Annotated in this window: 1 protein-coding gene and 1 pseudogene; both read right to left on the bottom strand. The window is 75.2% G+C overall.

Annotated features, from left to right (window positions below; genetic code table 11):
- Positions 1–61 precede the first annotated feature (61 nt).
- Positions 62–5566 (bottom strand): annotated as a pseudogene (locus tag ACRRSS_RS36540) (SDR family NAD(P)-dependent oxidoreductase); the annotation flags it as partial.
- 104 nt (positions 5567–5670) lie between these two features.
- Positions 5671–19659: an SDR family NAD(P)-dependent oxidoreductase gene (locus ACRRSS_RS36535; RefSeq protein WP_435975546.1), complete on the bottom strand. Its 13989-nt coding sequence runs from the start codon at positions 19657–19659 to the stop codon at positions 5671–5673.
- Between the last annotated feature and the right edge of the window lie 2 nt (positions 19660–19661).

The following is a 19661-nucleotide window of genomic DNA, read 5'->3' as shown; positions in this document are numbered from 1 at the left end:
GGAAGGGGGTCGCCGGACCGGCTCTCGGTGGGGTCCGCCGCCGGGGCGGCGGACCGGGCACCTAGGGGGTGGAGCTGCCGAGTTCGTTGTCGATGAAGCTGAGGAGCTCGTCGACGGAGGCCGACTCGATGGCGTCGGACGCGTCGGGAGCGTCGTCGGTGCCGGGTACGGCGGTGCCGTCGGTCCCCTCGACGCGGGACAGCAGGGCCCGGAGGCGGGCGGAGACGGCGGACCGGTCCTGGTCGTCCTGGGAGACGGCGGCCAGCTTCCGTTCCACCTGGTCCAGTTCGTCGAGGAGCGCCTGGCGGGGGTCGGGGGCCTGCGGGGCGAGGCGGTCCCTCAGGAGCGAGACGAGGGCCGCCGGGGTGGGGTGGTCGAACACGAGGGTGGCGGGGAGCTTGACGCCGGTGGCGGCGCCGATCCGGTTGCGCAGGTCGACCGCGGTGAGGGAGTCGAAGCCCAGGTCCTGGAAGGCCCGTTCCGGGGCGATGGAGTCGGCGTCGGTGCGGCCGAGGACCGCGGCGACGTCGTTGCGTACGAGGGTGAGGAGCAGTTGTTCCTGCTCCACCTCGCTCAGTTCGCCCAGGCGTGCGGCGAGGTCGGCCGCCGGGTCGGCGGCGTGCTCGACGGGTCCGGACGTCCGGGCGAGGCGGCGGCCGGGCAGGGCGGCGAGCTCGCTCAGGAGCGCGGGGACGCGGGCCTGGGCGCGGACGGCGGACACGCCCACCGGGGTCGCGACGAGCGCGGCCCGGCTGTCGGAGGCGGCCCGGTCGAACAGGGAGAGGCCCTCGACGCGGGCGATCGGCCGGAAGCCGTCGCGGGCGAAGCGGTTGAGGTCGCTCTCGGCCAGGTGGGCGTTGATGCCGCCGAGCTGCCACAGGCCCCAGGCGAGGGAGGTCGCGGGGAGGCCCTGGGCGTGCCGGTGGGCGGCGAGGCCGTCCAGGAAGGCGTTGGCCGCGGCGTAGTTGGCCTGGCCGGGGCCGCCGAGGACGCCCACGGTGGAGGAGAACGTCACGAACGCCTCCAGGTCCAGGTGGCGGGTGAGTTCGTGCAGGTGCCAGGCGGCGTCCGCCTTGGGCCGCAGCACGGCGGCGAGCCTGTCGTCGGTGAGGGCGGGGAGCAGCCCGTTGTCGAGGACGCCCGCGGTGTGCACGACGGCGGTCAGCGGGTGCTCGGCCGGGATGGCCGCGAGGACCCGGGCGAGCGCGTCGCGGTCGGCGGCGTCGACGGCGGCGACGGTGACGTGGGCGCCGATGCCCCGCAGGTCGTCCAGGAGCTGCGGCACGCCGTCGGCCTGGGCGCCGGTGCGGGAGAGCAGGAGGAGCCGGGTGGCGCCGTGTTCGGCGACGAGGTGGCGGGCGAACTCGGCGCCGAGGGTGCCGGTGCCGCCGGTGACGAGGACGGTGCCGTGCTTCCAGACGGGGGGCCGGCCGGTGGGGGTGTCGGTGACGGGGACGCGGCGCAGGCGGGGCAGGAGGGCCGTGCCGTCGCGGAGGGCGGCCTGGGGTTCGCCGGAGGCGAGGAGGGGGGAGAGGGCGCTCGTGACCGTGACCGTGCCCGCGTCGGTGCCCGCGTCGATGCCGGTGTCGGTGTCGATGAGGACGATCCGGTCCGGGGCCTCCGACTGGGCCGAGCGGAGCAGGCCCCAGACGGCCGCGCCCGCCAGGTCGGTGACGTCCTCCCGGTCGCCGGTGGCGACCGCGCCGGAGGTGACCACCACGAGCCTGGTGCCCGCGAGCCGCTCGTCGGCCAGCCACTCCCGTACCAGCGCGAGGGCCTTCCGGGTGGCCGTGTGCGTGGCGGTGACCTGGTCGGCGCCGGGTGCCGTGGGGGTCCACGGCAGGAGGACGGCGTCGATGCGGGTGCCGGAGGCGAGGGCGTCGGCGACGGCGGCGGGGGTCGCGTACGTGTTCCCGCCGGTCTCCTGCTTCCCGCCGGTGCCGTTCTGACCGGCGGTGCCGTTCTGACCGGCGGTGCCGACGTTCTGGCCGACGGTGCCGTCCGGGTCCAGGACGGCCCACGCGGGCGGTTCGGTGGGCTCCGGGAGCGCGGTGGGCGTCCAGTCGACGTGGAAGAGCGATTCGCGCCCGGTGCTGTCGCCGCCCACGGCGGCCCTGAACTGCTCGTTGGGTATGTCGCGGAAGACGACGGACTCCACCGAGACGACCAGGTCGCCGGCCGCGTCGGCCAGCTGGAGCGAGAAGGAGACCTCGTCGATCTCGGTGACCCGCGCCCTGACGGCGGTCGCCCCGGTGGCGTGGAGCCGTACCCCGTACCAGTCGGCGGGGACCGGGACCGTGCCGGCGTCCGGGTCGGCGGGGCGGGTGGGCAGGGCCGCCTGCAGCAGGACCGGGTGGAGCCCGTACCGCCCGGCGTCGGTCTGGAGGCCCTCGGGGAGCTGGATCTCCTTGGTCCGGCCGCCCGCGGCGTCGTCCTTCCAGGCGAGGGAGGCGGCGACCTCGGGCTCCTCGCTGAGGTACCAGCCCTCGGCGTGCATGGTCCAGGGCGCGTCGAAGTCGTCGGGCCGGGAGTACAGGCAGAGGCAGTGCCGTCCGGAGTCGTCCGGGGTGCCGGCCCTGACCTGGAGCTGGATGTTGCCCTCCTCCGGGAGGACCAGCGGCACCTGGAGGTTGAGCTCGTCGAGCGCCGGGTGGCCGATCAGGTCGCCCGCGTGGATGGCGAGTTCGACCAGGGCGGAGGCCGGGAGGACGGGCGAGCCGAGGACGACGTGGTCGGCGAGCCACGGGTGGCTCTCCAGGGAGAGCCGGCTCGTGAACAGGATCTGGTTGAAGCCCGCCACGGTGATGGGCGAGCCGAGGACCGGGTGGCCGGTGGTGGGGGCGCCGGTGCCGTGGACCTCGGGGACGGGGCGGGACTCGAGCCAGTAGCGGCGGCGCTGGAAGGCGTACGTGGGCAGCGGGACCCGGCGGGCGCCGGTGCCGTCGTACAGCGCCTGCCAGTTCACCGGGACGCCGCGCGTGTACAGCGTCCCGACCGCCGAGAGGAGGGTCGCGGCCTCGTCGCGGCCCCGGCGCAGGGCGGGAACGGCGCCCTCGGCGAGCGCCGAGAGGATGCCGTCGGGGCCGATCTCCAGGTACGAGGTCACGCCCTCGGCGATCATCGTGTCGACGGCGTCGTCGAAGCGGACGGTGCCCCGGACCTGGTCGGCCCAGTAGTCGGCGGACCGCAGGTCCGTGCCCGTGGCCACCTTGCCGGTGACCGTCGAGACGACGGCGATACGGGGGGCCTCGTACGTGATGCCCGACGCGACGGCCTTGAACTCGGCCAGCATCGGGTCCATCAGCGGCGAGTGGAAGGCGTGGCTGACCGTCAGACGACGGGTCCTGCCGCCCAGCTCCTCCCCCACCCTCCGCGCGAGCTCAAGGACCGCCGCCTCCTCGCCGGAGACGACGACCGAGCGGGGGCCGTTGACCGCCGCGATCGCCACCTGGCCTTCGAGGAGGGCGGTGACCTCGGTCTCCGTCGCCTCGACGGCGACCATGGCGCCGCCCTTCGGCAGCGCCTGCATCAGAGACGCGCGCGCCACCACGAGGCGGACCGCGTCCTTGAGGGAGAACACGCCGGCCACGTGCGCGGCGGCGAGTTCGCCGATCGAGTGGCCCGTGACGAAGTCGGGGCGCACGCCCCACGACTCGACCAGGCGGAAGAGGGCGACCTCGACGGCGAACAGCGCGGGCTGGGTCCAGCCCGTCTCGTCGAGGCCGTCGCCCGAGGCGATCACCTCGCGCAGCGAACCGCCCAGACCCGCGTCGAGGAGGGTGGTGACCTCGTCGAAGGCGGCCGCGAAGACCGGGAAGGAGGCGTACAGCTCCTGCGCCATCCCCGCCCGCTGGGCGCCCTGGCCGGTGAAGAGGAAGCCGGTACGGCCTCCGGCGCGCTCGCCGTGCACCAGGCCCGGGGCCGTACCGCCCTCCGCCAGCGCGCGCACGGCGGCGAGCAGTTCGCCGCGGTCGCGGCCCGTGACCACCGCGCGGTGGTCGAGCGCCGCCCGGCCGGTGGCCAGGGAGTAGCCGACGTCCAGGGGGGAGACGTCGAGGTCCGCGGTGAGGCGGGCGTTCAGGCGGCGTGCCTGGTCGCGGAGGGCGGTGGCCGTCTTGCCGGAGATGATCCACGGCATGACGGGGAGGGCCACCGCCGGCCGGGGCTGCTCCGTGGCCTCCTCGACCGCGGGTGGCTCCTCGATGATGACGTGGGCGTTGGTGCCGCCGAAGCCGAACGAGGAGACGGCCGCGCGGCGGGGGGCGCCGGTCTCGGGCCAGGGTTTCGCCTCGTTGAGGAGGGAGACGGCTCCCGAGTCCCATTCGACGTGGGTGGTCGGCTGATCGCTGTGCAGGGTGCGAGGCATCACGCCGTGCTCCATGGCCTGGATCATCTTGATGACGCCGCCGACTCCTGCGGCGGCCTGGGCGTGGGCGATGTTCGACTTGAGGGAGCCGAGGTAGAGCGGCCGGCCCTCGGGGCGGTCCTGGCCGTAGGTGGCGAGGAGCGCCTGCGCTTCGATGGGGTCGCCGAGTCGGGTGCCCGTGCCGTGGGCTTCCACGACGTCGACATCGGCGGTGGTGAGGCCCGCTCCGGCGAGGGCCTGGCGGATGACGCGTTCCTGCGCGGGTCCGTTGGGGGCGGTGAGGCCGTTGGAGGCGCCGTCCTGGTTGACGGCGGAGCCGCGGATGACGGCGAGGACGCGGTGGCCGTTGCGGCGGGCGTCGGACAGCTTCTCCACGAGGAGGAGGCCCACGCCCTCGGCCCAGCCGGTGCCGTCCGCCGCCGCGGAGAAGGACTTGCTGCGGCCGTCGGCGGCGAGCCCGCGCAGCCGGGAGAACTCGACGAAGGCGACCGGTGTCGACATGACGGTGACACCGCCCGCCAGGGCGAGGTCGCACTCGCCCCGGCGCAGCGCGTTGGCCGCGAGGTGGAGGGCGACCAGGGAGGAGGAGCAGGCGGTGTCGACGGTGACGGCCGGCCCTTCGAGTCCGAAGGTGTAGGCGACGCGGCCCGAGGCGATGGAGCCCGCGCTGCCGCTGAAGAGGTAGCCCTCGAAGTCCTCCGGGGGGAGGTGGGGGCGCGAGCCGTAGTCGTTGTACATGACGCCGGCGAACACGCCGGTCCTGGTGCCCTTGAGGGAGACCGGGTCGATGCCGGCGCGTTCGAAGGTCTCCCAGGCGGTCTCCAGGAGGAGCCGCTGCTGCGGGTCGGCCGCGAGGGCCTCGCGCGGGGACATCCCGAACAGTTCGGGGTCGAAGAGGTCGGCGTCGTAGAGGAAGCCTCCCTCGCGGGAGTAGGAGGTGCCGGTCTTCTCCGGGTCCGGGTCGTAGAGGCGCTCCAGGTCCCAGCCCCGGTCGGTGGGGAAGTAGGAGACGGCGTCGACGCCGTCGGCGACCAGCTGCCACAGGTCCTCGGGGGAGGCGACGCCTCCCGGGTAGCGGCAGGCCATGGAGACGATCGCGATCGGCTCCTGTTCCTTGTCCTCGACCTCGCGCAGACGCTTGCGTGCGTCTCGGGCGTCGGCGATGGCCCTCTTGAGGTATTCGCGGAGTTGTACCTCGTCAGCCACGTGTCTTCAGCTCCCGTGTGATGGTGTGTCCGATGGCCGTGCGGGCGCCGTGGGCGGCGCGTGCCCTGGGGCCTGTCTGTTCGGACAGGCCCCAGGGGTCATTCGAGTTCGTCGAGGAGGGCGAAGAGCTCCTCGTCGCTCGCCGTCTCCAGGTCCTGCTCGTCGTCGGTCTCCGCCGGGCGGCCGAGGCCCTCGGCGGTCTCGGCCGCCTTGAGGAGTTCCTTGAGGCGTGCGGTGATCAGTTCGCGCGTCTCCTGGTCCGGTGCGGCGGCGATGGCCGTCTCCAGGCCCGCGAGGGGGGCGAGGACCGGTTCGGCGGGCGAGGCCTCCTCGACGGCGAGTTCGCCGAGGAGGTGGGTGGCGAGGGCCTGCGGCGACGGGTGGTCGAAGACGAGGGTGGTGGGCAGCCGCAGTCCGGTGGCCCGGCCGAGCTGGTTGCGGAGTTCGACGGCCGTGAGGGAGTCGAAGCCGAGTTCCTGGAAGGCCCGGTCGGCCTCGATGCGGCCGGGGTCCCCGTGTCCGAGGACTCCGGCGACCTGAGCGCGTACGAGGTCGGTGAGGGCGCGTTCCCGTTCGGCGGCGCCGAGGGAGGCGAGCCGCTGGGCCAGCGGGGCCTCCTCGGAGGGTCCGCCGCTCGCGGCGGTGGTGGTACGGCGCCTGGCCGGGCCGCCGAGGCCGCGCAGGACGGGCGGCAGGTCGTCGCCGCCGCCGCGCAGGACCGCCGTGTCGAGGCGGGTGACGGCGAGGACGGCCTCGCCGGTGGCGGGGGCCGCGTCGAAGAGGGCCATCGCCTCCTGGGAGGCGAGGGGCCGCAGGCCGACGCGGGCCAGGCGGCGCAGGTCCGTCTCGTCGAGGCCGCCGGAGATGGTGCTGGCCTCGGCCCACAGGCCCCAGGCGAGGGAGAGTCCGGGCAGGCCGTGGGCGCGGCGGTGGGCGGCGAGGGCGTCGAGGAAGGTGTTGCCGGCCGCGTAGTTGGCCTGGCCCGCGGTGCCGATGAGGCCGGCCACGGAGGAGTAGACGACGAAGGCGGTGAGGTCCAGGTCCCCGGTCAGCTCGTGGAGGTGCCAGGCGGCGTCGATCTTGGGCCGCAGGACCTTGTCGAGCTGGTCGGGGGTGAGCTGGGCGGCGACGCCGTCGTCGAGGACGCCGGCGGTGTGGACGACGGCGGTCAGCGGGTGCTCCGCCGGGATGTCCGCGAGCACCCGGGCGAGGGAGTCGCGGTCGGTGACGTCGCAGGAGACGGTCTCGGCGTGGGCGCCGAGCGTCTCGAGTTCGGTGCGGAGTTCGGCGGCGCCGGGGGCGTCGGGGCCGCGGCGGCTGAGCAGCAGCAGGCGGCGGGCGCCGTGCTCGGTGACGAGGTGGCGGGCGAGGACGGCGCCGAGGGCGCCGGTCGCGCCGGTGACGAGGACGGTGCCCCGGTCCCACCGGGGGGCCGGCTGCGGTTCGGCGGCCTGGGTGGTGCGGGTGAGCCGGGGGACGGTGAGGGTGTCGCCCCGGACGGCGATCTGGGCCTCGCCGGAGGCGACGGCGAGGTCGAGGAGGCGGTCCTCGGCCGCCGTGCGGCCGGTGCCGTCGCCTCCGGTGGCTTCGGCGCCGGCGGGATCCAGGTCGATCAGGACGATCCTGCCCGGGTTCTCCGTCTGCGCGGACCTGAGGAGGCCCCAGACCCCGGCGTGGGCCAGGTCGGTGACGTCCTCGGCGCCCGCGGCGACGGCTCCTCGGGTGGTGACGACGAGCCGGGTCTCGGAGAGCCGGTCGTCGGCGAGCCAGTCCTGCACGGCGTCGAGGACCTGGCGTACGGCGGTACGGGCCCGCTCGGGCAGGTCCGCGGTGGGGGCGTCGGCGGTGTGGCCGGTCGTCCGCAGGAGGAGGACGGCGGGCACCGCGGCGCCCGCGTCGAGCGCGGCGCCCAGGACCCGTACGCACCGCTCGCCCTCGCCGTCGGCGAGCAGCGCCCAGCCGGTGCGGGCCGGGGGCGTGCCGGTGGCGGGCAGGGCCGTCCAGCCGAGGCCGAACAGTCCGTCGCGGGCGGCGGTGCCGGCCTGGCGGAGGGCGTCCTCCGACAGCGGGCGCAGCAGGAGCGACTCCGCGGTGGCGACGGCGGCGCCCGCGCCGTCGGCGACGGTGAGGGCGACCCTCAGCGAGTCGTCGCCGGACCGGTCGAGGGAGAGCCGGACGCGCAGGACGGTCGCCCCGGTGGCGTACAGGCTCACTCCGGACCAGGAGAACGGCAGCCAGGAGGTGCCTTCGGGCTCCACGACGCCGGGGAGCAGCGGGTGCAGGGCGGCGTCGAGGAGGGCGGGGTGGAGGCCGAACCGGGGGGCGTCCTTGCGGTGGTCCTCGCCGAGGACGACCTCGGCGAAGAGTTCGTCCTCGGCCTTCCAGAGGCGGTTGAGGCCCTGGAAGGCGTTCTCGTAGCCGTATCCGGCGGAGGCGAGCCGGTCGTACACGCCGTCGAGGTCGACCTCGACGGCTCCGGCGGGGGGCCAGGCGAGGAGACCCTCGGGGGCGGCGGCGCCGGTGCCGAGGTGTCCCTCGGCGTGGAGGGTCCAGGGCTGGTCGGTGTCGTCCTGGTCGGGCCGGGCGTAGACGGCGAGGGCACGGCCGCCGGTCGCGTCGGGTTCGCCGACGACGAGCTGGAGCTGGACGGCGCCCCGCTCGGGCAGGATCAGCGGCGCGGCGAGCGTCAGTTCGTGGACGACGTCGCAGTCGACCTGCTCGGCGGCGCGGAACGCCAGGTCGAGCAGGGCGGTGGCGGGCAGCAGGACCGTTCCGGCGACGGCGTGGCCGTCCAGCCAGGGGTGGGTACGGCGGGAGACGCGGCCGGTGAGGAGGTACGCGTCCCGGTCCGCGAGCCGTACCGCCGCGCTGAGCAGCGGGTGGCCGACGGCGTCGAGGCCGAAGCCCTCGGCGTCGCCGGGGGTCACGGAGCCCTCCAGCCAGTAGCGGCCCTGGTCGAAGGGATAGGTGGGCAGGTCGACCCGGCGGGCGCCGGGGAAGTACGACTCCCAGTCGGGGCGGGCGCCGCGCAGGACGGCGCCGGTGAGGGCGGCGGCGACGGTGTCGGCCTCGGGCCTGCCCGAGCGGAGCAGCGGGGCGAGGAAGCCGGCCTCGCGGGTCAGGCACTCCTGGGCCATGGCGGTGAGGACGCCGTCGGGGCCCATCTCCAGGTACTCGGTGACGCCGAGCTCTTCGAGGTGGCGGACGCCGTCGTGGAAGCGGACGGCCTCGCGGATGTGGGTGGCCCAGTAGTCGGGCGAGGTGAGCTGTTCCGTGGTGGCGAGGACGCCGGTGACGTTGGAGACGACGGGGATGCGGGGGGCGTGGTAGGTCAGGCATTCGGCGACCGACCGGAACTCGTCGAGGACCTCGTCCATGTGCGGCGAGTGGAAGGCGTGGCTGACCGGGAGCCGCTTGGTCTTGCGGCCGCGGGTGCGCCAGAGGGTGCTGATCTCCTCGACGAGGTCCTGGTCGCCGGAGATGACGGTGGACCGGGGGCCGTTGATGCCGGCGACGGCGACGCCCTCGTAGTCGGCGAGGGTGGACCGTACCTCTTCCTCGGAGGCCTGGACGGCGGCCATCGCGCCGCCTTCGCGGGCCGCCTGCATGAGCCGGCCGCGTTCGGCGACGAGGGCGCACGCATCGGCGAGGCCGAGGACCCCGGACAGGTGGGCGGCGGTGACCTCGCCGATGGAGTGTCCGAGGAGGTAGTCGGGGGTGAGGCCGTGGTGCTCGGCGAGCCGGAAGAGGGCGACCTCGGTGGCGAAGAGGGCGGCCTGGGTGAAGGCGGTCTGGTCGATGAGGGCGGAGTCGGCCGAGCCCTCGGGGGCGAAGAGGACGTCCTTGACGGGCCGGAACAGTTCGGTGTCGAGGTGCCTGCACACCTCGTCGAGGGCGCGTCGGAAGACGGGGGACGACGCGTACAGTTCGCGCCCCATGCCGAGCCGCTGGCTGCCCTGCCCGGTGAAGAGGAACGCCGTCTTGCCCCGGCGGCCGGTGGTGGCCCGTACGACCGAGGGGGTCGGCCGGTCCGCGGCGAGGTCGGCGAGTCCGTCGAGGAGGCCGGCGCGGTCGGTGCCGAGGACGGCGGCGCGGTGTTCCAGGGTGGCGCGGGTGGTGGCCAGGGTGAGGCCGACGTCGCCGGCCGTGAGCTCGGGGTGGTCGGTGAGGTGGCGGTGGAGCCGGTCGGCCTGGCGGCGCAGGGCGTTGTCGTCCTTCGCGGTCAGGATCCAGGGGATGACGATGGCGTCGGCGTCGGCGTCGGCGTCGGCGTCGGCGTCGGCGTCGGCGCTGTCGTCGGCCGGGGCGTCCGGTGCCGGGGTGCCGGCGGTCGCGGCCGGTGCCGGGGTGCCGGTCGGCGCGGTCGGCGGCGGGGTGTCGGCGGCCAGTTCCAGGACGACGTGGGCGTTGGTGCCGCTGATGCCGAAGGAGGAGACGGCGGCGCGGGCGGGGCGGCCGGTGACGGGCCACGGGGTCGCCTCGGTGAGCAGCTCCACGGCGCCCGCGTCCCAGTCGATGTGGGGGGACGGGTTCTCCGCGTGCAGGGTCTTCGGCAGGATGCCGTGCCGCATCGCCTGGATCATCTTGATGACGCCGCCGACTCCCGCGGCGGCCTGGGCGTGCCCGATGTTCGACTTGAGGGAGCCGAGGTAGAGCGGGCGGTCCTCGGGGCGGTCCTGGCCGTAGGTGGCGAGGAGCGCCTGTGCCTCGATCGGGTCGCCGAGGCTGGTGCCGGTGCCGTGCGCCTCGACCGCGTCGACGTCGGCGGGGGTGAGTCCGGCGACGGCGAGGGCCTGGCGGATGACGCGTTCCTGCGCGGGTCCGTTGGGGGCGGTGAGGCCGTTGGAGGCGCCGTCCTGGTTGACGGCGGAGCCGCGCATCACGGCGAGGACGCGGTGGCCCTTGCGGCGGGCGTCGGACAGCTTCTCCACGAGGAGGAGGCCCACGCCCTCGGCCCAGCCGGTGCCGGAGGCGTCGGCGGAGAAGGAGCGGCAGCGGCCGTCCTCGGAGAGGCCGCGCTGCCGGGAGAACTCGACGAAGGTGCTGGGGCCCGACATGACGGTGACGCCGCCGGCGAGGGCGAGGTCGCACTCGCCCTGGCGGAGCGCGTTGGCCGCGAGGTGGAGGGCGACCAGGGAGGAGGAGCAGGCGGTGTCGACGGTGACGGCCGGCCCTTCGAGGCCGTACGTGTAGGAGAGGCGGCCGGAGACGACGCTGGAGAGGTTCCCGGCGAGCAGGAAGCCCTCGAACTCCTCGGGGCTCTTGGCGAGTCGCGAGGCGTAGTCGTCGTACATGGCGCCGGTGAAGACACCGGTGCTGGTGCCGCGCAGGACGGCCGGGTCGATGCCGGCGCTCTCGAAGGTCTCCCAGGCGGTCTCCAGGAGGAGGCGCTGCTGGGGGTCGGTGGCGATGGCCTCGCGCGGGGACATCCCGAAGAACGCCGGGTCGAACCGGTCGGCGTCGTGGAGGAAGCCGCCGTGCCGGGTGTAGGAGGTGCCGGTCTTCTCCGGGTCCGGGTGGTAGAGGGAGTCCAGGTCCCAGCCGCGGTTGTCGGGGAACTCGCTGATGGCGTCGGTGCCTTCGGCGACGAGCCGCCACAGGTCCTCGGGCGAGGAGACGCCGCCGGGGAAGCGGCAGGCCATGCCGACGATGGCGATGGGCTCGTCGGCGGACGCGGCGGACCGGCGGACGGGCGCGGTGCTCGCGGCGGGCTTGCGGCCCGCGGCCTGCTGGTGCAGGTAGGCGGCGAGGGCGGCGGGCGAGGGGTGGTCGAAGACGGCGGTGGCGGGCATCCGCAGTCCGGTGGCGGTGTTGAGCCGGTTGCGCAGTTCGACGGCGGCGAGGGAGTCGAAGCCGATGTCCTTGAAGGCGCGCTCCGGGTCGATGCCCTCGGGGCTCGCGTGGCCGAGGACGCCGGCGACGATGCCGCGGACGAGGTCGGCGGCGGCGGCCTTGCTCTCCTCCTCGGGGAGGGAGGCGACGCGGCGGGCCCATTCGGTGCCGCCGTCGGCTCCGGCGGCGGCGCCCTGGGCGGCCCGGGTGGTGGCACGGGGCCGGATGAGGCCGCGCAGCAGGGGGGCCGGGTCGCCGGCCGCCGCGGCGCGCAGCCGCGCCAGGTCGAACAGGGCCGGTACGACGAGGGCGTCGCCGCCGGTGAGGGCGGCGTCGAACAGGGCGAGGCCGGTGTCCGGGTCGAGCGGGTCGACGCCCGCCCGGCTCCAGCGGGCGATGTCGGCCTCGCCGAGCTGGGCGCCCATGCCGTGGCTGGAGTCCCACAGGCCCCAGGCCAGGGAGGTGGCGGCGAGGCCCTGGGCCTGCCGGTGGGCGGCGAGCGCGTCGAGGTAGGTGTTGGCGGCGGCGTAGTTGGCCTGGCCGGCGGTGCCGGTGATGCCGGAGACGGAGGAGAAGAGGACGAAGGCCGTGAGGTCCAGGTCCCGGGTCTGCTCGTGCAGGTGCCAGGCGGCGTCGACCTTGGGCCGCAGGACCCTGGTCAGCTGCTCGGGGGTGAGCGAGCCGACGGTGGCGTCGTCGAGGACGCCGGCGGTGTGCACGATCGCGGTGAGCGGGTGCGCGGGGTCGACGGCCGTCAGGAGGGCGGCGACGGCGTCGGGGTCGGCGGCGTCGGCGGCGACGGTGGTCACCCGGGCGCCGAGCTCGGTGAGTTCGGCGGCGAGTCGGTCGGCTCCGGGGGTGTCGGGTCCGCGCCGGCTGGAGAGCAGCAGGTGGCGTGCGCCGTGGCCGGTGACGAGGTGGCGGGCGAGGAGGCCGCCGAGGCCGCCGGTGCCGCCGGTGATGAGGACGGTGCCGTCGGGGTCGATGCGGGGCGCCTCGGTGGGGGCCGGGGCGCGGTCGCGGGTGAGCCTCGGGACGTGGAGGCGGGTGCCGCGCAGGGCGAGCTGGGGTTCGCCGGTGGCGAGCGCGGCGGCGAGTTGCTCCTCGGCCGCGGGGGTGCCGTCGGTGTCGAGGAGGACGATCCGGTCGGGGTGCTCGCTCTGGACGGCGCGGAGCAGGCCCCAGACGGGGGCCGCGGCGAGGCCGTCGACGGCCTCGCCGGGGGTGGTGGCGACGGCGCCGGTGGTGACGAACGCGAGGCGGGTGCCCTCGAACCGCTCGTCGGCGAGCCACCGCTGGGTGAGGGCGAGGGCGCGGGCGGCGTTGGCGTGGGCGGCGGCGATCGGGGTGTCGGCGTTCGCGTGGGCGGCGGCGGGGTCTCCGTGGGTGGGGTCGGCGTCGTTGGTGACGCGGACGAGGAGGACGTCGGTGTCGGGCTCCGAGGGGTCGGGGAGCGTGTCGGTGTCGCCGGGGAGTTCGGCGAGGCGCGGCGCGGGGCCGCCCGCCGGGGTGAGGGGGGTCCAGGCGACGGTGAACAGGCCGTCCGTGGGGGCCGTGGGGGCGAGCCGGTCCTTGGCGACGGGCCGCAGCATCAGCGAGTCGATCGTGGCCACGGGGGCGCCGGTGGCGTCGGCGAGGTGCAGGCCGACGGTGTCGGTGCCGGTGCGCCGGATGCGGACGCGCAGGGTGGTGGCGCCGACGGCGTGGGTGGTGATCCCGCTCCAGGCGAACGGCAGCCGGATGGTGTCCGGGTCGGCGCCGTCGGCGGCGTCGAGGACGACCGGGTGGAGGACGGCGTCGAGGAGCGCGGGGTGGATGCCGTAGCCCGCGGCGGCCTCGTGCTGGTCGGCGGGGAGGGTGACGTCGGCGTAGGTGGTGCCGTCGTCGCCGCGCCAGAGGGCGCGCAGCCCCTGGAAGACGGGGCCGTACTCGTAGCCGAGGCCGGTGAGCCGCTCGTACGTGTCGTCCAGCGAGGCCGGTTCGGCGTGCCGCGGCGGCCAGTCGGCCAGCTCGTCGAAGGCCGGGTCGGCGGTGACGGGAGGGGTGTCGGCGAGGGCGCCGGAGACGTGCCGGGTCCAGGCGGCCGGCTCCGCTTCGGCGTCGGCGTCGGGCCGGGAGTGCACGGTGAAGGCGCGGGCGCCGGTGGCGTCGGGTGCGGAGACCGTGGCCTGGACGCGGACGGCTCCCTGCTCGGGGAGGGCGAGCGGGGCTTCGAGGGTGAGCTCGACGAGGTGCTCGGCGCCGGCGGTCCGGCCCGCCGCGGTGGCGAGTTCGATGAACGCGGTGGCGGGGACGAGGACGGTGCCGTGGATGCGGTGGTCGGCGAGCCACGGGTGGTCGTTCAGCGAGAGCCTGCTGGTGAGGACGAGGCCCTCGCGCTCGGCGAGGTCGACGGTGGTGGCCAGGAGGGGGTGGCCCGCCGGGTCGAGTCCGAGGCCGCGGGCGTCGGTGCGCGCCTCGGGCCGCAGCCAGTAGTGGCTGCGGCGGAACGCGTACGTGGGGAGTTCGACGCGCGAGGCGCCGGGGAAGAACGAGGCCAGGTCCAGCGGGGCGCCGAGGGTGTGGGCGCGGGCGAGTCCGGTGGCGAGGGTGCTGCCCTGGGGGCGGCCGGACCGCTGGAGGGCGACGGCCTGCGAGGTGTCGGCCAGGAACGAGCCGGCGGCCATGGCGGTGAGGACGGCGTCGGGGCCGACCTCGACGAAGACGGTGACGCCCTCGTCCTCCAGGGTGCGGGTGGCGTCGAGGAACCGTACGGCCTCGCGGATCTGCCGGACCCAGTAGCCGGGGGTGACGAGGTCGTCGCCGGTGGCGGGCAGGCCCGTGACGGTGGAGACGACCTGGAGGAGCGGCGCGTGGTAGGTCAGGCCCTCGGCGACGGTACGGAACTCGTCGAGGATCGTGTCCATGTGCGGCGAGTGGAAGGCGTGGCTGACCGTCAGGCGGCGGGTCTTGCGGCCGCGCTCGCGCCAGAGCGTGGCGAGCGCGTCGGCGGCGTCGGCGTCGCCGGAGACGACGACGGCGTCGGGTCCGTTGACGGCGGCGACGGCGAGCCGGCCGGCGTAGGGGGCGAGGGTCTCGGTGACCTCGTCCTCGGTGGCCTGGACGGCGAGCATCGCGCCGCCGGGGACGGCCGCCTGCATCAGGCGGCCCCGGGCGGCGACCAGGGCGGCGGCGTCCGCCAGGGAGAGGACCCCGGCGACGTGGGCGGCGGCGAGCTCTCCGATGGAGTGCCCGGCGACGGCGTCGGGGGTCAGGCCGTGGTCCTGGAGGGTGCGGTGGAGGGCGACTTCGAGGGCGAAGAGGGCGGGCTGGGTGGCGCGGGTCTCGTGGAGGAGGGCGGCGGTGTCGCCGTCCGGCTCCTCGAACATCACGTCGCGCAGCGGGCGGCCGAGGTCGAGGTGCGGGTCGAGGGCGGCGGTCACCTCGTCGAGGGCGGCGGCGAACGCCGGCTGTGTCTCGTACAGTTCGCGGCCCATGCCGGGGTACTGGGCGCCCTGGCCGGTGAAGAGGAACGCGGTGCGGCCCGCGCGGGCGGCGGAGCCGGTGACGAGCTGGGGGGCGTCGGCGTTCCGGCGCAGCGCGTCGAGGCCGGCGAGGAGTTCGGTCGCTCCGGTGCCGGTGACGACGGCCCGCTCGGACCAGGTGGCGCGGGTGGTGGCGAGGGAGAAGCCGATGGCGGCGAGGTCTTCGGCGCCGAGCTCCTCCGTGCCGTTCTCCAGCTGGGTGTGGAGCGCTTCGGCCTGGGCGGTCAGGGCCGCGCGGTCGGGGGCGGAGAGCGCCCACAGGGTGGGGGTCTCGGGGGCGGTCGCGGCGGTCCCGGAGCCCGCGGGAGCGGTGGCGGGGCGGGGTGCCTGTTCGTCCTCCGCCTGCTCCACGATCACGTGGGCGTTGGTGCCGCTGATGCCGAACGAGGAGACGGCGGCCCGGCGGGCGCGTGCCGTGGCGGGCCAGTCGCGGGCCTCGGTGAGCAGTTCGAGGCCGCCGGCCGCCCAGTCGACGTGGGGGGTGGGCTCGGTGACGTGCAGGGTGCGCGGGAGGACGCCGTGGCGGATCGCCTGGACCATCTTGATGACGCCGCCGACACCGGCCGCGGCCTGGGCGTGCCCGATGTTCGACTTGAGCGATCCGAGGTACACCGGGGCTCGGTCGCTTCGGTCGCTCCGGTCGCTGCCGTAGGTGGCGAGGATCGCGGCGGCCTCGATGGGGTCGCCGAGCCGGGTGCCGGTGCCGTGGGCCTCGACGGCGTCGACGTCGGCGGTGGTCAGGCGGGCGTCGGCGAGGGCCTGGCGGATGACCCGCTCCTGGGAGGGGCCGTTGGGGGCGGTGAGGCCGTTGGAGGCGCCGTCCTGGTTGACGGCGGAGCCGCGGATGACGGCGAGGACCTGGTGGCCGTTGCGGCGCGCGTCGGAGAGCTTCTCGACGAGGAGGAGGCCGACGCCCTCGGCCCAGGAGGTGCCGTCCGCGTCGGCGGAGAAGGACTTGCTGCGGCCGTTCGCGGCGAGGCCGCGCTGCCGGGAGAACTCCACGAACATGCCGGGGGCCGACATGATCGTCGCGCCGCCCGCGATCGCGAGGGTCGTCTCGCCGAGGCGCAGCGACCGTACGGCCATGTGCAGGGCGACGAGGGAGGACGAGCAGGCGGTGTCGATGGTGAGGGCGGGGCCGACGAGACCCAGCTGGTAGGCGATGCGGCCGGACATGACGCTGCTGGTGGAGCCGGTGAGCAGGTGGCCCTCGACGCTCTTGGGGGCCTCGTGGAGGCGGGTGCCGTAGTCGAGGGCGGTGGCGCCGACGAAGACGCCGGTGCGGCTGCCCTTCAGGGTGTCCGGGGCGATGCCGGCGCGCTCGACGACCTCCCAGGCGGTCTCCAGGAGGAGGCGCTGCTGCGGGTCCATGGCGAGGGCCTCGCGGGGGGAGATCCCGAAGAAGCCGGCGTCGAAGAGGGCGGCGTCGTGCAGGAAGCCGCCCTCGCGGACGGAGCTCTTGCCGGAGCGCTCGGGGTCCTGGTCGTACAGGTCGGCGTCCCAGCCCCGGTCGGTGGGGAAGCCGGAGATGGCGTCGCCGCCTTCGGCGACGAGCCGCCACAGGTCCTCGGGCGAGGAGATGCCGCCGGGGTAGCGGCAGGCCATGGCGACGATGGCGATCGGCTCGTCGTCCTGGAGCGGCGCGGCGAGGTACTGCTCGTCGGCGGTGGCCGCGCCGGTCAGCTCGGCTTCCAGGTACGCGGCGAGCGCGGTGGGGGTGGGGTGGTCGAAGAGGAGGCCGCCGGAGAGGCGCAGTCCGGTGGCGGTCGCGAGGCGGTCGCGGAGTTCGACGGACATCAGGGAGTCGAAGCCGAGGTCCTTGAAGGACTGCCGGGCGTCGGCGCGGCGGCCCTTGTCGTAGCCGAGGACGGCGGCGATGTGCGTGGCCGTCAGGTCGGTGACGGTGCGGGTGCGTTCGGCCGGGGAGAGCGCGGCGAGCCGGTTGCCGAGTTCGCCGCGGGGGACGGGGGCCTCGGCGGGCGCGCTCGCGGGGAGGGCCGGAAGGGCGGGGGCGGTCCGGTCGGTGGTCCCGGACTCGAGCCAGTGGTGCCGGCGCTGGAAGGCGTACGTGGGCAGGGGGACCCGGCGGGCGCCGGTGCCCTCGTACAGGGCCTGCCAGTTCACGTCGACGCCGCGCGTGTACAGCGTGGCGACGGCGGAGAGGAGGGTCGCGGCCTCGTCGCGGCCCCGGCGCAGGGCGGGGACGGCGCCCTCGGCGAGCGCGGAGAGGATGCCGTCGGGGCCGAGTTCCAGGGTGGCGGTGACGCCCTGGGCGGTCATCGTGTCGACGGCGTCGGCGAAGCGGACGGTGCCCCGGACCTGGTCGGCCCAGTAGTCGGCGGACCGCAGGTCCGTACCCGTGGCCACCTTGCCCGTGACCGTCGAGACGACGGCGATACGGGGGGCGGTGTACGTGATGCTCGACGCGACGGCCTTGAACTCGGCCAGCATCGGGTCCATCAGGGGGGAGTGGAAGGCGTGGCTGACCGTGAGGCGGCGGGTCCTGCCGCCCTGCTCCCCGATCTTCCGCGCCACGTCGAGGACGGCGGTCTCCTCGCCGGAGACGACGACCGAGCGGGGGGCGTTGACCGCCGCGATCGCCACCTGGCCTTCGAGGAGGGCGGTGACCTCAGCCTCCGTCGCCTCGACCGCGACCATCGCGCCGCCCCGCGGCAGCGCCTGCATCAAAGACGCGCGCGCCGTCACCAGACGGACCGCGTCTTCGAGGGAGAACACCCCGGCCACATGAGCGGCCGCGATCTCGCCGATCGAGTGGCCCGCCACGAAGTCCGGACGGACACCCCACGACTCCACCAGACGGAAGAGGGCGACCTCGACCGCGAACAGCGCCGGCTGCGTCCACCCCGTCTCGTCCAGACCCTCACCCGAGGCGATCACCTCACGCAGCGAACCCTCGAGAGCGGCATCGAACAGACCGGCAACCTCGTCGAAGGCCGCCGCGAACACCGGGAAGGACGCGTACAACTCCTGCGCCATCCCCGCCCGCTGCGCACCCTGGCCGGTGAACAGGAAGCCGGTACGGCCGTCCTCCACGTGTCCGGTGACGACGCCGGTGCCGGGTAAGCCCTCGACGAGGGAGTCGAGGCCCGTGAGGAACGTTTCCTCACTCGTGGCCAGGACGACCGCGCGGGCGTCGAAGGCCGTGCGGGTGGTCAGCAGGGACCAGCCGATGTCGGCGGTCCGCGCCTCGCTCGCGGCGGCGAAGGCGCGCAGCTTCCCGGCCTGGGCGCGGAGGGCGTCGGCGTCACGGCCCGAGAGGACCCAGGGCAGGAGGGGCTGAGCGTCCCCGGCGTGAGCTTCGGCGTCGGCCCGCGCGTCACCGGCGGAGGGCTGCGTGCCGTCCGCCGAGGCCCCCGTCTCCCCGGCGTGCGCGTCGTCGGCCGGGGCGTCGGCGGGTGCGGGGCCCTCCGTGAGGACGACGTGGCAGTTGGTGCCGCCCATGCCGAACGACGACACACCCGCGACCAGCGGCCGTTCCGGGTGCGGCCAGGTGGTGAGCGCGCGCGGTACGGAGAGGCCGAGGGCGTCGAGGTCGATGGCCGGGTTCGGGGTCTCGAAGTTGAGGCTCGCCGGTATCTCGCGGTGCGTCAGGCTCAGCAGGGCCTTGAGCAGGCCGACCATGCCGGCGGCACCCTCCAGGTGGCCGACGTTGGTCTTGGCCGAGCCGACGACCAGGGGGTCGCCCGGAGCGCGGTGGGAGCTGAAGACGTCGCCGAGGGCGGTGGCCTCGATGGGGTCGCCGACGGGGGTGCCGGTGCCGTGCAGCTCGACGTACTGAACATCGGAGGGACTGATTCCGGCCTTTTCGTAGGCCTCGCGGATGACCTGGCGCTGGGCGTCCCTGCTGGGCACGGTCAGTCCGGGGGTGGCGCCGTCGTTGTTGACCGCGCTGCCGCGGATGACGCCGTAGATCCGGTCGCCGTCCGCCTCCGCGCGGGCCAGGGGCTTGAGGATGACGGCTCCGCCGCCCTCGCCCCGTACGAAACCGTTGGCGCGGGCGTCGAAGGTGTAGGCGGTGCCGTCGGGCGAGAGGCCGCCGAACCGCTCCTCGGTCACGGCGCTCTCGCCGAGGATGTTGAGGTTGATGCCCGCGGCGATCGCGGTGGTGGACTCCCCCGAGCGCAGCGACTCACAGGCCAGGTGCACGGCGACCAGGGAGGAGGACTGGGCGGCGTCCACGGTGAGGCTCGGTCCGCGCAGACCCAGGTAGTAGGAGACGCGGTTGGCGATGACACCGCGGTTGAGGCCCGTCATCGAGTGCTGGGTGAGGGCCTGCTCGCCGTACTGGTTGGCGAGGCTCGTGTAGTCGTCGCGGAGGGTGCCGACGAAGACGGCGGTACGGGAGTCGCGCAGCCGGGCGGGCACGGTCCCGGCGTCCTCGAGGGCCTCCCAGGCAAGCTCCAGGACGAGGCGCTGCTGCGGGTCCATGGCGGCGGCCTCGCGGGGCGAGATCGCGAAGAAGCCGGCGTCGAACTCGCCGATGCCGTCGAGGAATCCGCCGCGGCGGACCCCTGCCCCGGCCTGTGGTTCGGAGGTGTTCCAGCGTCCGGGTGGCGCGTCGGTGATCGCGTCGCCTCCGCTGCGCAGCAGCTGCCAGAAGTCGGCCGGACCGGGCGCCATGGGGAGTCGGCAGGACATGCCGATGACGGCGATGGCCCCCTCGTCGCCTCGCGGCGCACGGCTCTCCACAGAAATGCGATTAGTCGTCATGG

This window comes from Streptomyces sp. Qhu_M48, from assembly GCF_051305195.1.
Lineage (GTDB): Bacteria > Actinomycetota > Actinomycetes > Streptomycetales > Streptomycetaceae > Streptomyces.
Note: the sequence above shows the minus strand (reverse complement) of the source record. Positions and strands in the feature narration are given on the sequence as shown.